Annotated in this window: 12 protein-coding genes; 8 read left to right on the top strand and 4 right to left on the bottom strand. The window is 57.6% G+C overall.

Annotated features, from left to right (window positions below; all coding sequences use genetic code 11):
• The first annotated feature begins 33 nt into the window (after positions 1–33).
• From ROLI_RS04020 to ROLI_RS03990, 7 genes are all read left to right on the top strand, one after another.
• Positions 34–918 (top strand): ABC transporter permease subunit, encoded by an 885-nt coding sequence (locus tag ROLI_RS04020; RefSeq protein ID WP_187430292.1) that lies wholly within the window; start codon positions 34–36, stop codon positions 916–918.
• Positions 915–1,721, top strand: a complete 807-nt coding sequence (locus tag ROLI_RS04015; protein WP_187430248.1) for an ABC transporter permease — start codon at positions 915–917, stop codon at positions 1,719–1,721. The genes ROLI_RS04020 and ROLI_RS04015 overlap by 4 nt, the downstream gene beginning before the upstream one ends.
• Positions 1,722–1,806: 85 nt before the next feature.
• Positions 1,807–3,141 (top strand): glutamine synthetase family protein, encoded by a 1,335-nt coding sequence (locus ROLI_RS04010; protein ID WP_187430249.1) that lies wholly within the window; start codon positions 1,807–1,809, stop codon positions 3,139–3,141.
• A gap of 7 nt (positions 3,142–3,148) precedes the next feature.
• Positions 3,149–3,826 carry a type 1 glutamine amidotransferase gene (locus ROLI_RS04005; RefSeq protein WP_187430250.1) on the top strand — a complete coding sequence of 226 codons (678 nt, stop codon included), beginning with the start codon at positions 3,149–3,151 and terminating at the stop codon, positions 3,824–3,826.
• Positions 3,826–5,184, top strand: coding sequence for a glutamine synthetase family protein (locus ROLI_RS04000; protein ID WP_187430251.1), 1,359 nt, complete (start codon positions 3,826–3,828; stop codon positions 5,182–5,184). The genes ROLI_RS04005 and ROLI_RS04000 overlap by 1 nt, the downstream gene beginning before the upstream one ends.
• Positions 5,185–5,243: 59 nt before the next feature.
• Positions 5,244–6,548 (top strand): FAD-binding oxidoreductase, encoded by a 1,305-nt coding sequence (locus ROLI_RS03995; RefSeq protein WP_187430252.1) that lies wholly within the window; start codon positions 5,244–5,246, stop codon positions 6,546–6,548.
• A gap of 209 nt (positions 6,549–6,757) precedes the next feature.
• Positions 6,758–7,981: a hypothetical protein gene (locus ROLI_RS03990; protein WP_187430253.1), complete on the top strand. Its 1,224-nt coding sequence runs from the start codon at positions 6,758–6,760 to the stop codon at positions 7,979–7,981.
• Between the two features lie 210 nt (positions 7,982–8,191).
• On the opposite strand, the gene ROLI_RS03985 is transcribed toward ROLI_RS03990, so the two are convergent.
• The 4 genes from ROLI_RS03985 to ROLI_RS03970 are packed head-to-tail and all read right to left on the bottom strand — an operon-like array spanning position 8,192 to position 13,296.
• Positions 8,192–8,722, bottom strand: a complete 531-nt coding sequence (locus tag ROLI_RS03985; protein ID WP_187430254.1) for a sarcosine oxidase subunit gamma — start codon at positions 8,720–8,722, stop codon at positions 8,192–8,194.
• Between the two features lie 10 nt (positions 8,723–8,732).
• On the bottom strand, positions 8,733–11,735 hold the full coding sequence (locus ROLI_RS03980; RefSeq protein WP_187430255.1) for a sarcosine oxidase subunit alpha: 3,003 nt from the start codon (positions 11,733–11,735) through the stop codon (positions 8,733–8,735).
• The gene (locus ROLI_RS03975) at positions 11,732–12,031 is read right to left on the bottom strand and encodes a sarcosine oxidase subunit delta (protein WP_187430256.1); all 300 of its coding nucleotides are present in this window, start codon (positions 12,029–12,031) and stop codon (positions 11,732–11,734) included. Before ROLI_RS03975 ends, ROLI_RS03980 begins: the two co-directional genes overlap by 4 nt.
• An 11-nt stretch (positions 12,032–12,042) precedes the next feature.
• Positions 12,043–13,296, bottom strand: a complete 1,254-nt coding sequence (locus ROLI_RS03970; protein ID WP_187430257.1) for a sarcosine oxidase subunit beta family protein — start codon at positions 13,294–13,296, stop codon at positions 12,043–12,045.
• 103 nt (positions 13,297–13,399) lie between these two features.
• Here ROLI_RS03970 and ROLI_RS03965 point away from each other — a divergent pair, with 103 nt between their 5' ends.
• Positions 13,400–14,401, top strand: a complete 1,002-nt coding sequence (locus tag ROLI_RS03965; RefSeq protein WP_187430258.1) for a GlxA family transcriptional regulator — start codon at positions 13,400–13,402, stop codon at positions 14,399–14,401.
• The last annotated feature ends 160 nt before the right edge of the window (positions 14,402–14,561 follow it).

Below are 14,561 nucleotides of genomic sequence, written 5' to 3'. Positions count from 1 at the left end.
TTCTGCGGCCCCCGATATTTTTGAGAGGCGATTATCTTTAGTTTTTGCACGGATCCGAGCACCCTGCCCGATTGGCAGTGGATGGCATGCTACCTGACAACGGGCAAGCATATGTCGATCTATTATTCCGTGTTTACCGTGCTGTTGCTGCTCGCCATTACCGCCCCCACGGCGCTGGCGTTTGGATTTGGCGGCGCGTCCGCGGCACGCTCGGACATCGCGCCGCTGCGCTGGTTTGGCAAATCCTATATCGCGCTTGTGCGCGGCGTGCCCGACATCGCGATTTTCCTCTTCTTCGTGATCGCGCTGGATCAGGGGATCGAATATCTGCGCCACAAACTGCTCTGTCCAGACTGGTCTGAACCGATCCGGCAAGGCAATGATTTCGTGGTCTGTCAGGCCGCCAAAATGCCCCTTGGAAATGCCCCGCAATGGGTGCATGAAAGCTATGGTTTTGCCGTTGCGGTGCTGACGTTCTCCATCGTTTTCGGCGCTTTTGCCGGAAATGTCCTGTTCGGTGCCATGCGCGCCGTACCGCGTGCGCAACTGGAGACCGCCGAGGCTTACGGCATGTCCCGCCGCCAGACCTTCTGGCGGGTATTGGTGCCGCAGATGTGGGTTTATGCGCTGCCCGGCCTTAGCAACCTGTGGATGGTCCTGATCAAATCCACGCCGCTTTTGTTCCTGCTGGGTGTCGAAGATATCGTCTATTGGGCCCGCGAATTGGGCGGCACCAAAACGCCGCGTTTTACCGATTACCCGCATGGGGATTGGCGCATGTGGTATTTTCTGGCGCTTCTGGTCTTCTACCTGGCTTTCACGCGGGTGTCTGAGGTGGTTTTGGCGCGCGTCATGGCCCGGCTCACGCGGGGACAGGCAACCGCTGGCGGTGAAGCCCAACGCAAGGCCACCGCATGAGCTGCCTGCAAACAATTCAGGACTATGGGTTGCGCGCTGTGGGCATTGGCGAGCGTCTGTTGCCGCGCGACAATTTCACCCTCTGCGAGCAGTTCACCCTGATCGGATCCGGGATGATCTGGAACATTTATTTCGGCCTCTTTGCGCTGTGCATGGGCTTTTTCCTTGCGACCGCACTGGCGCTTGGCAAGGCCTCGCCCCGCGCGCTTTTGCGCATACCGGCGGAATGGTTTATCTTCCTGTTTCGCGGCTCGCCGCTTTTTATCCAGTTCTTTTTTGGGTATTTTCTATTCCTGAACCTCAAATCCGTATCGCCGTTTTTCGACCCTTTCACCGCAGCCTGGCTGGGTGCCTTGGTCGTGTTGTTCTGCAACACCGCCGCCTATTCCGCCGAAATTTTCTACGGAGCGCTTCTGTCTATTCCAAAAGGCGACATCGAGGCCGCAGACGCCTACGGCATGTCCGGATGGGGGCGGTTCAAGCGGGTGATCTGGCCCACCATGCTGCGCCTGGCCTGGCCCGCTTACACCAATGAGGCGATCTTCCTGTTTCACGCCACGGCGCTGGTGTTTTTCTCCGGCTTCCCGGCCTGGCAGCAACGCGGGGATGCGCTCTATTATGCCAACTATTTCGCGGATAAGACCTTCAATCCCTTCGTGCCCTACCCGATCCTGGCGCTCTATTTCATTTTGCTGACCCTCGCCGTGGTCGGTGTTTTCGGGTTGGTCAACGCGCGATTGAACCGTCACCTGCCCCAAGACAAACGCCGTAAAATCAGGTTGCGCCCGAACCTCATCCGGTAGTATCCATAATTTGATCAAATTATCCGTGGCGCTGGCTTTGGATCGGGTTTTGACCCCTTTTGCCAGCCCACCGCTATGGTGAAATATGAAGAACTGGCTCCGAAAAAATCCCCAAGTCCGCACCATCCGCGTCGCCGCCTCCGATCTGAATGGTCAGGCACGCGGCAAGCGGATTCCATCGCGATACGCCGACAAGGCCGTGGAGGATGGCACGCGGTTTCCCATGTCCGTTCTCAGCCTCGACATCTGGGGCGAGGATATCGACAACAGCCCGCTGGTCTTTGAGAGCGGCGACAAGGACGGCGTGTTGAAACCGACCGAGCGTGGCTTCATGCCGATGCCCTGGCTTGATGCGCCCACGGCCCTTTTGCCCATCTGGATGTTTCACGAGGACGGGCGCCCTTATGGTGGCGATCCGCGTCACGCGTTACGCGCGGTTCTGGATCGCTACAAGGCGCGCGGGCTGACGCCGGTTTGCGCGGTCGAGCTGGAGTTCTTTTTGATCGACGATTCCGGCCGCAATCTCCAGGTCCCGCCCTCCCCGCGCACCGGCAAACGCCGCGTCGCGGGGGAGATCCTGTCCCTGCGCGCGCTGGACCAGTTTGATACGTTTTTCACCGACCTCTATGATGCCTGCGAAGAGATGGACATTCCTGCGGATACGGCGATTTCCGAGGCGGGCCTGGGGCAGTTCGAGATTAACCTGATGCATTGTGATGATGCGCTGCGCGCCGCGGATGACGCGTGGTTGTTCAAGATGCTGGTGAAGGGTCTGGCCCGCCGCCACGGGTTTGCCGCCAGCTTCATGGCCAAACCCTATGAGGATTATGCGGGATCAGGGCTGCATATGCATTTTTCGGTGCTGGACAGCGAGGGCAATAATGTCTTTGACAACGGCGGTGAAGAGGGCACGGATATCCTGCGCCATGCGGTTGCCGGGTGCCTGAATGCGATGCCCGGATCGGCGTTAATCTTTGCTCCCCACGCCAATAGTTTTGATCGGATGGTGCCGGGCTCACACGCCCCCACCGGGGTCAGTTGGGCCTATGAGAACCGCACCTCCGCCATCCGCATTCCTTCGGGCAATCCGGGTGCGCGGCGCATTGAGCATCGCGTCGCAGGGGGTGATGTGAACCCCTATCTGTTGATCGCGGCCGTGCTGGGCGCGGCCATCAACGGGATCGAGGACGGTGCTGAGCCGCCCGAACCGATTACCGGCAATGCCTATGCCGCTGATCTGCCGCAAATCCCGAGCGATTGGATGTCTGCGATCAACGCCTTTGAAAAAGACCCGGACGTCGCCCGCATCTTTGCGCCGGAACTGATCCGCAACCTTGTGTTAACCAAGCGACAGGAGTTCCATTATATGCAGGAACTGACCCCGTCCGAACAGGTTACAATCTATCTCGATACAGTGTGAGGCACCCATGAAGATCGGTATTCTGATGACCGGCCACCCGCCCGATACAATGATGGACGGCGGGCTTTATGACCAGTATTTTGCGCGGTTGCTCGAGGGCTATGGGTTCACCTTTAAGGGCTGGGCCGTCGTGGACGGTGTTTTTCCCGACAGCGTGCAGGAGGCGGATGGATGGCTGATCACCGGCTCCAAACACGGTGCATATGAAGATCACGCGTGGATACCGCCGCTGGAGGATTTCATCCGCGCGGCCTTTGACGCCAAACGCCCGATGATCGGCATATGCTTTGGACATCAGATCATCGCCCAGGCCATGGGCGGGCGGGTCGAGAAATTCGGCGATGGTTGGGCGATCGGACGCACCGAATATGACATGGATGGGACCACCTGCGCCATAAACGCCTGGCATCAGGATCAGGTGGTTGAAAAACCGGACATGGCCGTGGTGAGTGCAAGCAACGCTTTTTGCGCGCATGCAGGACTGCTGTACGGCGATGTGATGTGGACGCTGCAACCGCATCCCGAATACGGGTCGGATTTCATTCAGGGGCTGATCGATACGCGCGGCAAAGGCGTGGTCCCTGACGCGCTGCTCGAACAGGCCCGTGCTCAGTTGGAGCGCCCGACGGATCGACTTGCCGTGGCCAAGGCCATGGCCGCGTTTTTCAAGAAAGAGAGGGCCTGATGGCCGACTGGACACAGAACCTGCCACCCGCCGCCAAGGCCTATCTTGATGGGCGCCGCCTGGATGAGGTGGAATGCATCATTTCCGACCTGCCCGGCATTGCACGCGGCAAGGCCGTGCCTGCGTCCAAATTCGCCCGTCAGGAGTATTTTCACCTGCCCGACAGTATCTTTTATCAAACCATTACAGGCGATTGGGGCGAAGCTGCGGGTGAGGATGGTTTCATCGAAAGGGACATGATCCTTAAGCCCGATATGAGCACGGCGACGGCGGCACCCTGGACCGGCGACTGGACGCTTCAGGTGATCCATGATGCCTATGACCGCAACGGCACCATTGTCCCCTTCAGCCCGCGCAACGTCCTCAAACGGGTGTGCCAGCTTTATCACGACAAGGGCTGGAAACCAGTGGTTGCTCCGGAGATGGAGTTCTTTTTGGTCGCGCGCAACCTCGATCCGGCGCATGATATCAAACCGATGATGGGCCGCTCGGGGCGCCCTGCCGCAGCGCGCCAGGCGTATTCGATGACGGCCGTGGATGAGTTCGGCCCGGTGATCGATGATATTTATGACTTCGCCGAAGCGCAGGGGTTCGAGATCGACGGGATTACGCAGGAAGGCGGCGCGGGCCAGTTGGAGATCAACCTGCGTCATGGCGATCCGGTGAAGCTTGCCGATGAGGTGTTTTATTTCAAGCGCCTGATCCGCGAAGCCGCGCTGCGCCATGATTGCTACGCGACCTTCATGGCCAAGCCGATTGCCGATGAACCGGGCTCCTCCATGCACATCCACCACTCCTTGTTGGATGTGAAGACAGGGCAAAACATCTTCTCGGCGGGTGACACCTCCGAAACGGATGCGTTTTTTCATTTTATCGCGGGGCTGCAACACCACATGGCGGATGCGCTGGCGGTGATGGCCCCCTATGTGAACAGCTATCGGCGCTATGTGAAGGACACGGCGGCGCCAATCAACCTTGAGTGGGGGCGTGACAACCGGACCACCGGTATCCGCGTGCCTCTGGCAAACCCGAGCGGGCGGCGCATCGAAAACCGGCTGGCGGGGATGGATTGCAACCCTTACCTGGCGATCGCCGCGAGCCTTGCTTGCGGTTATCTCGGGCTGACTGAGGCGCGCTTGCCCAAGGATGAGTTCAAGGGCGATGCCTATGAGGGCGAGGGCGATATACCGCAGGTGCTCGGGTCTGCGCTGGACCTCTTTGAACAGGCGACGGCCCTGCACGGCGTGCTTGGCCCCGAGTTCGCGCGCGTCTATTCCATCGTGAAACGCGCGGAATATGACGAGTTCCTACAGGTGATCTCGCCCTGGGAACGCGAACATCTTCTATTGAACGTCTGATTTTCCATTGATGCGGAAAGAACCCGGATCAACCGGTCGGTGGCAATAGGAGCCCATCCGTGAACCTGCTATACGCAAATGATGCGCCCGGCCAATACCCGCCCAGTTGGTACGCCGACAGCACCCCAGCCCTCGCGCCCTTTGACAGCCTCAAGGGCGAGGTCAAAGCGGATGTCTGCGTGATTGGTGCCGGTTATACGGGGCTGTCAGCGGCGCTGCATCTGGCCAAAGCCGGACGGCGCGTCGTGGTTCTGGAGGCGCATCGTGTCGGGTTTGGGGCCTCTGGACGCAATGGCGGACAATTGGGCAGCGGCCAGCGTGTGGATCAGGACGCTTTGGAAAAGATGGTCGGCAAGGTCAGCGCGAAAGCGCTCTGGGACATGGGGGAGGATGCGAAAAACCTCGTGAAATCCTTGATTCACGACCATAAAATCGACTGTCACCTGAAACCGGGCGTCGCCTGGACGGCCTCCTCGCGATCCGATGTGGCCCATCTGCATGACTATGCCGAAGGGCTCAACACGCGCTATGGTTATGGCGATATCGAAACGCTTGACGCGGCGCAATGCCATGCGATCTGCCCCTCGCCGGACTACAAGGGCGGGGTTCTCGATATGGGGGCGGCGCATCTGCATCCGCTGGCTTTTGCGCTGGGTCTGGCGCGTGCCGCAAAAGAGGCCGGGGTGCAGATTTTCGAGCGATCCCATGTACAGAGTCTGGAGTATGCAACGCCCGCAACGGTGCGCACGCAAACAGGGCAGGTCATTGCGGATCATGTCATTCTGGCCTGCAACGGATATTTATCCGGCCTGGCCCCATCCGTGTCCGCCCGTGTGATGCCAATCAACAATTTTATCGTCGCAACCGAACCTTTGGGGGAGCGCGTGAGCGCGGTTTTAAACCGGGACATTGCGGTGGCTGACAGCCGCTTTGTGGTGAATTATTTCCGACTGAGCCATGACGGGCGGTTGCTTTTTGGCGGAGGGGAAAGTTACGGCTATCGCTTCCCAAAGGATATCGCGGCTACCGTGCGAAAGCCGTTGCAGATCGTCTTTCCGCACCTAAAAGACGTGAAAATCGACTATGCTTGGGGCGGCACCCTCGGGATCACGATGAAGCGGTTTCCCTACCTTACGCGGGTTGCGCCCAACGTCCTGTCCGCTTCGGGATACTCGGGCCACGGCGTCGGCACTGCAACCCATGCGGGTAGAATCATGGCGCAGGCCATTCAGGGGCAAAGCGATGGGTTCGATACGATGGGAGCCATTGCCACACCCTCCTTCCCCGGTGGCAGCGCGATGCGGACGCCTCTGCTTATTCTTGCGATGACATGGTATGCCCTTCGGGATCGGCTGGGTCTGTAATCCGAAACGCACCAACACGGGCATTGGCATTCTTATAGATCGCGCGATGCGGCCCAAGCACTTGCAAGTTTATCTGTTAACGGATGCTGGTTTTTTCGGAATTTAACGTTCCGGTTATGTCTTTGTGTTTAAAGCAAAGAGGGTTTACGTGCTGGGGAAAAAGAATGTCAAACACTGATAAATGCGTATCTGCGTCTACGAAGTTTGAGATGGCAGATATTCTGGTTTCCCGAACAGATAAGCGCGGGGTCATACAGACCGCAAACGCATTATTTCAGAGCGTGAGCGGTCACCCCTGGGAGAAACTGCGCCATGCGCCACATAAGGTCATCCGGCACCAAGATATGCCTAAAGGGGTTTTCTGGTTGTTTTGGACGATGTTGCAGCAGGGCGACCCCATTGGCGCATTTGTTAAGAACAAGTCTGAAAATGGCGAGCATTACTGGGTTTTTGCAATCGCGACGCCTCTTGATGATGGCTATATGTCGGTTCGACTGAAGCCGCAGGGTCCACTCTTTGAGACGATCGTAAAATCCTACGAAAAGCTCTTGGCCGCGGAGCAGTCCAAAGAAGTCACGCCCGAGGAGAGTGCAGCTATGCTCGTCGAGCATATCAAGGATTTGGGGTTTCGTGATTACAAAGCCTTTATGACCAAAGCGGTCACAGAACAAATAGGGATGCGTGATCAAGAATTGGGCAATCCAACAAATGTCATGATCGCCCATATGGCTAAGGCGATGGAAGCATGGGAAAAGGTTTCAGTCGAGATACACAAGACAATCGAAGCATTCGCGAAATTTGAAAGATTGCCTGTAAATATGCGCATTCAGGCGACCCACCTGTCGGATGCAGGAAACGCCTTTGGCGTCATCGCTGGAAATTTCACCACATTGACTGGCCAGATCAAAGGTTTGATATCCAGCTTGTTAAAAAGCGGAACAGCGTTAGAATCTGCACTGCTTGAAGGTCTTTTTCTGACTTGTGTCACACAACTTCAAACCGAAGTCGTCGATGTGTTTCGGCACGAAGTCCACCAGATGGATGGCGTCGACAAAGACACGGAAGTGTCGATCATGCAGGCACAAAACCAGCGCTATAACGCCAAATCTACAGAAGGCCTGAAGGTCAGCGCCAGCCAACTTGACGGTTTCAACAGCATTTTCGCATCCATCAAAACACTGCATTCGGGCATATCCGTGATGCGGGTCACAGCCGATATCGAAATCAGTCAGATTCAAAACCTCCAAACGGCCAGTTTGTCGGCGATTGTCGAAGAACTGGAAAAATTCTTGCAAACTGAAGGAGACCGCCTGACCCTTATGGTCGACGGTGCAAGCCTTGTTCAACACGAGATCAAATGTGCTCTTGAGGTCAATGCCAAGAACAACAAATCACTGGATGCTTACTCTGGAGGCCTCTTGAAGGCTTCGTGAGTTTAGCAGCAGACATGTGCAGAGCCAGGTTAATCGTCAAAATTTGGCCGTATAGCTTAGATTGGAATGGAAAAAACGTCGGGACGTCGGGCTGGGTAACGGCCCGTAACAAATATCGTTGAAACCCTCACCTTTAGAGCACCTTTTCAGCCAGAAAGATTGGGCGCGCCACGGTTTGAGACGCGCCAACCATTTCGGATCGAGAGGCTCTTACAGACCGATGGAAAGCTCTTTGACGCCGACATCAAGCAGCCCGGAGACATGCGGGAAAAAGGACCGCCAAACCTCTAAACGGAATGCGTCATCTGCGTCCCGGATCAGCACCACCTGCGCGTAATCAAAGACGGTGCGCTTGACGCCACCCACAGCCATACCGGATAAATCGAGCGGGCAAGCCAGCGACAGCAGCTCCATCGCTGCGGGTCCGGTGATCGCAATTGTGACCTCACGATCTGATATCACCGTCAGACTGTGTGGCGTTTTTGCGCGCACAGTATCAAAAACCGCGACAAGGGCCGCCTGATCGGTCTCGGCTGCGTGAAGGAGCCATTCATCTGGCCCGACGCAATAGGCCGCTCGCCCCTCTTTGCGCGCGCCCTGCCCAATTTTGCCAGGCAATTTAAGCCCGAAGGCTTTGGAAGCCGCGTCCAAATCGGCTGGTGCAATACGCAGATTGAAACGTGCAACGGGTGGCAAAACAGTAACTGACACAGCGTCAACAGACTTTACGGGAGCGTTCATCTCATCCTCCTCATTCGATCTTCAGGCGATCGCCTGCGGGATCATAAAACATGGTTCCGGACACTTTGGCAGCAACCGCTTCGCCGTTTTCTGTCGGGATATGAAGCGTGTCATCCATGCGATCAAAACCACCCTCTACCAAGGCCATTGCAATGGAACGGCCCAGCGTTTGCGACCAGTAGGATGACGTCACATGGCCAATCATCTTCATCGGTTTGGCCTGTTTGGGGTCCGCCACGATCTGCGCACCCTCAACCAGAACGGTTTTGGGATCATCGGTCAAAAGGCCCACCAGCTGTTTGCGCCCTGGGGCGATAATATCAGGCCGATCCAGCGAACGTTTACCGACGAAATCCGGCTTCATCTTACCAATGGCCCAACCGATGCCCGCATCCTGCGGGGTGACCGTGCCGTCAGTGTCCTGTCCGACGATGATGAAGCCCTTTTCGGCGCGAAGAACATGCATGGTTTCCGTACCATAGGTGCAAATATCGTACTGCTGACCCGCTTCATACAGCGTTTCCCAAAGCGCGCGACCATGGCGGGCGGGGACGTTGATCTCAAAACCCAACTCGCCGGTAAAGCTCACACGGAACAGTCGCGACGGGAAGCCGGCGACGGTGCATTCCACCAGCGCCATATGGGGCATCGCATCCGCAGAAATATCCGCTCCCTCGACAAACGGCTGTAGCAGTTTGCGCGCGTTCGGCCCGTTCAGGGCAATCGTGGCCCATTCCTCAGTGGTGGAGGTCAACCAGACCTTGAGCTCGGGCCATTCGGTCTGAAGGTAATCCTCCATCATGTTCAGCACCCGCGCGGCGCCACCCGTGGTGGTGGTCACATGAAACAGATCATCGCGCATCCGCCCGATGACACCGTCATCGCGGATAAAGCCGTCCTCGCCCAAAAGCAGCCCATAGCGGCAGCGCCCGACCCCGAGCTTGGTCCAGGGATTTGTGTACATGCGGTTCATGAATTCCACGACATCCGGGCCGGAGACCTCGATCTTGCCCAATGTGGAAGCGTCAAACATGCCCAGGCTTTCACGCGTCTGCTTGCATTCGCGCGCCACCGCTTTGTGCATATCCTCGCCCGCTTGCGGGAAATACCACGCGCGCCGCCACAACGCGACCGGCTCGAATTCTGCGCCGTTTTCTTCGGCCCAACCGTCGATGGGCGTCTTGCGGGTCACCTCGAAATGCGCACCCTTGTGATAGCCCGCGAATGCGCCGAATGTCGTTGGCGTATAGGGCGGGCGGAAGGTCGTCAGACCCACTTGCGGGGCCTCCTTGCCCAAGGCGTCGGCGGCAATCGTCAGCCCGTTCATGTTTGATAATTTGCCCTGATCCGTCGCCATGCCGTTGGTGGTGTAGCGTTTGACATGTTCGATGGATTTCATGCCCTCGCGCACGGCAAGGCGGATGTCCTTGGCGGTCACGTCATTCTGGAAATCGACAAATGCTTTGGCTTTGCCCGCACTGCGATCACTTGGCAGTTCTTTTTGAGTGATGCCGGTCCCGGTCCGGTCGTCCGCCACGTTATAGGATATCGCAGCCGTAGTTTGACCCAGAGCCCGAACCGCGTCGGTGCCCGCCTTGGCGCCATCCTCAAGCGCGCGGGCGATCCCCCAAAGGCCACGACCCGCACCTGCAATATGCACGTCTTCGGTTTTATGGCCTGGCAAATAGGCCTTCGCCTCAGCGTCCCAATCCAGCGAGCCTTTGGTGTGGGAGAAAAGATGCAGCGACGGTGTCCAGCCCCCGCAGACCAGAACGGCATCACAGGACAGCATCCGCGCAAAACCAACACGGCCACTTTTGACCGGATTGACGCGCAACCCTTTGACCCGCAGGCGACCCTTTGTGGCAGTGGCGGTATAGCCCACCAGTGTTTCGATCCCGCGTTTCATCGCCTGTTGCAAAAGCGTCGGTGCAATCTCGGAGCGTGTATCGACAATTGCCACGACTGTTGCACCGGCATCGGCCATGTCAAAGGCGCTGTACCAAGCGCTATCATGGCTTGTGATCACCGCGGGCCGCTTGCCGACCAAAACGCCAAAACGGTTCAGGAACGTCTGCGCCGCCCCGGCCATCATCACACCGGGGCAATCATTGCCGTCAAACACCATGGGTCGTTCGATCGCACCCTGGGCCAGCACTACCTCTTTTGCGCGCAAGCGCCACATCCGTTCGCGCGGGGCACCTTCGGGCACATCGGCCATGTGGTCTGTCAATTTCTGGACCAGACCGATCATATTCTGGTGGTAATACCCAATCGCCGTGGTGCGCGTCATGCGCGCTACGTTGGGCATCCGGTCAAGCTCTGCCACCGCGCCAGCAAGCCAATCCCAGGCGGCTTGATCGTCGATAGATACAGAAGGTTCCGACAGCAGCGTGCCGCCCATTTCAGGGTTTTCATCGACCAAAACCACCTTGGACCCTGCACGCCCAGCGGTCAGCGCGGCAGCAATCCCGGAAGGCCCGGCACCAACAATCAAGACGTCACAATGCAGGTAACGGCTGGCATAATTGTCGGGGTCTGGCTCTGTCGGGGCTTTTCCCAAACCTGCAGCCCTGCGGATCAGCGGCTCATAGACGGAGTCCCAGAAGCTGCGCGGCCACATGAAGGTCTTGTAATAGAACCCAGCCGAAAACAGCATATAAAGGCGGTCATTAATCGCGCCAAGGTCGAATTTGAGCGTTGGCCATTTGTTTTGGCTTTCGGTCTCCAGACCTTGGTAGATTTCCTGAATCGTGGCGCGGGTGTTCGGCTCGAACCGACCCTTGCCGCGCGTTGTGCCGATCAGCGCATTGGGCTCTTCGGAGCCTGCGGTGACCACGCCGCGGGGACGATGATATTTGAAGCTGCGCCCCATCAGGTGAACGCCATTGGCCAGCAAAGCAGATGCGACGGTATCGCCCTCAAACCCTTTGAAACTCTCGCCGTCAAATGTGAAGTTTACCGGCTTGTCTCTGTTGAGGCGACCCCGGTCTTTTACGCGAAAATCACTCATTTCATGGCCTCCAGGGCGGACGCGTCAGGGCGGGCCTCTCCGGCCTTATAGGTGGTCACGAAACGGTCACTGACTGTGTCGCGCAGCGCGTTGAAAAACCGCCCGCACCCGTTGATGTGACGCCAGCGTTCCGCGTGCACCCCCTTGACGTTGGTGCGGATGAACAGAAAATCGCGCCATGCCTCGTCGCTCAGTTTGGAGGGGTCTTGCGGGCGCGCGATATGGGCCTCACCGGCATAGGCGAATTCCAGTTCGGGCAGGGCTTCGTCGCAATAGGGGCAATGTATCAATAGCATTTTGTATCTCCTCAATGCGCAACGGCGGCGGCGGCGGCTTCGTCAATCAGACGGCCGGTGGTGAAACGCTCCAGCGTAAAAGGCGCGTTAATGGGGTGCGGTTCATCCTTGGCAACCGTCCAGGCCAGCGTATGCGCGGCCCCCGGTGTTGCCTTGAAACCGCCCGTGCCCCAGCCGCAATTGACATAGAGCCCCTTGACAGGCGTCTTGCCGAGGATGGCCGAACGGTCAGGTGTCACATCAACGATCCCGCCCCATTTGCGCAGCATGCGCATGCGGTTGAAGATCGGGAAGACCTCGCAAATCGCCGCAACCGTGTGCTCGATCAACGGCAGCCCCCCGCGCTGTGAATAGCTGGTATATTGATCGGTGCCCGAGCCGATGACCAATTCGCCCTTGTCGGACTGGCTGATATAGGCGTGCACGGTATTGGACATCACGACGCAGGGGAACACGGGCTTGATCGGTTCGGACACAAGCGCTTGCAACGGATAGCTTTCCAGCGGCATGCGCACGCCAGCGCTATCCATCACGACAGAGGTGTGACCGGCGGCGGACACGGCGATCTTTTTGGCTTTGATGAACCCGCGCGCGGTTTCGACCCCTTCGACCGCGCCGTCCGCACCGCGCCGGATCGAAATGACCGGGCAGTTCTGGATGATATCAACGCCGCGCTTGGCCGCCGCGCGGGCATAACCCCAGGCGACCGCATCGTGGCGCGCGGTGCCCGCACGTTGTTGCAGCGCCGCTCCCATCACCGGATACCGCGCATCTGGCGAAATGTTGAGAGGCGGGCAAAACGCCTTGGCTTCTTTTGCCGAAAGCCACCGATTGTCCACGCCGTTCAGACGGTTGGCATGAATATGACGCTGAAAGCTCTGAACGTCATGGACATTATGAGCCAGCATCATGACGCCGCGTTTGGAATACATGACGTTGTAATTCAATTCAGTGCTCAAATTATCCCATAAATCAAGGGCATGATCGAACAGTCGCGCACTTTCGTCATAGAGATAATTCGATCGGATAATCGTGGTGTTGCGCCCGGTATTCCCGCCGCCCAGCCATCCTTTTTCGATCACCGCAACATTGGTGATGCCATGCTCTTTGGCAAGGTAATAAGCAGCACCCAGACCATGCCCCCCCGCGCCGACAATGATCACATCGTATTCTTTTTTAGGCTGCGAAGCGGGCCATTGCTCGGGCCATTGCTTATGCCCGGACAGAGCATTCCTGAGGAGCGAGATCCCGGAAAAATGGGTCATGGAGCAGCCTTCCTGAGCAGATAACATTGACGCGGAGCTACTGTTGCATTTTTCCAGCAGCAAGGGCTGTATAATCACGTCATATCCGCGTTATAATAACGCCATGAAGCAATCAAAAGCAGACCCTTACCCTGGTCGCGCGCGCCTGAGAATAGGGTTTATCCTGACGCAGCGCTTCACGATCTGTGCTTTCGCCAATTTTGTGGACGTGTTGCGTCTGGCCTCTGATGAAGGCGACCGGTCGCGTGCGATCCTGTGCAACTGGCGCGTCCTGTCATCAGACTTGAACCCCGTGACCTCATCAAGCGGCATCGCAGTGCACCCCGACGAGCGTCTTGGCGATCCCAAACGCTTTGATTACATCGTGGTGATCGGCGGTCTGATGAGCGAGTTGGAGCAGCTCGAACCCGAATACACGGCCTTTCTGCACCGCGCATCACAAGCACGCGTCCCTTTGATTGGGGTTTGCACCGGATCATTTGTACTTCATAGGGCGGGGCTTCTAGAGGGGTATCGGTGTTGTGTAAGCTGGTTCCATCACAACGACTTTCTGGAACAATTTGACGGGTTGGAGCCGGTGTCCGATCAGATTTTTGTCGTCGACCGGGATCGGCTGACCTGTTCGGGGGGGACCAGTTCTGCCCATTTGGCGGCGTTTTTGGTGGACCGCCATATCAGTAAAGCCGCAGCACGCAAGAGCCTGTCGATCATGATGATTGACGAAGCCATGGAGGCAGACCGCCCGCAACCGGGGCTCCCCCTGGATCTGACAACAAACGATCCCATTGTCCGCCGTGCCTTACTCTTGTTGCAACAAGGATTGGACGCACCACCCACAGTTTCGGCCCTGGCCGCGCGATTGAAAGTAAGCCCCAGGACGCTGGAACGGCGCTTTGATAGCGCGCTCAAAGTGACCCCGTTTGAGGCGGGCAAGAGAATACGTTTGGCTCATGCGGAACGCCTTTTACACCGCACGAAACGCTCCGTGACCCAAATTGCGCAAGATACCGGATTCTCCGATGTGTCGCACTTCATTCGAATTTTCAAAGCCGCCTATAACACCACGCCGGAAAACTGGCGCATCAGCCGTGCACCAACGTTCTAGTCGCAACAGGTTGTTTGGACTCAGGACTGATCGGGGAATGCTGTTTCCGCTGAAAAAGCCATTCGGTTTTGCGCTTTGAAGTTAGGGACGGCCCATATTTTGTCGGGCGATCTATGGCGGCACCGGCGAGGCCATTAGCGCTGCAAGGGAGGCTTGGTCT

Source organism: Roseobacter fucihabitans, assembly GCF_014337925.2.
GTDB lineage: Bacteria > Pseudomonadota > Alphaproteobacteria > Rhodobacterales > Rhodobacteraceae > Roseobacter > Roseobacter fucihabitans.
This window is presented reverse-complemented; position numbering and strand designations above follow the sequence as displayed.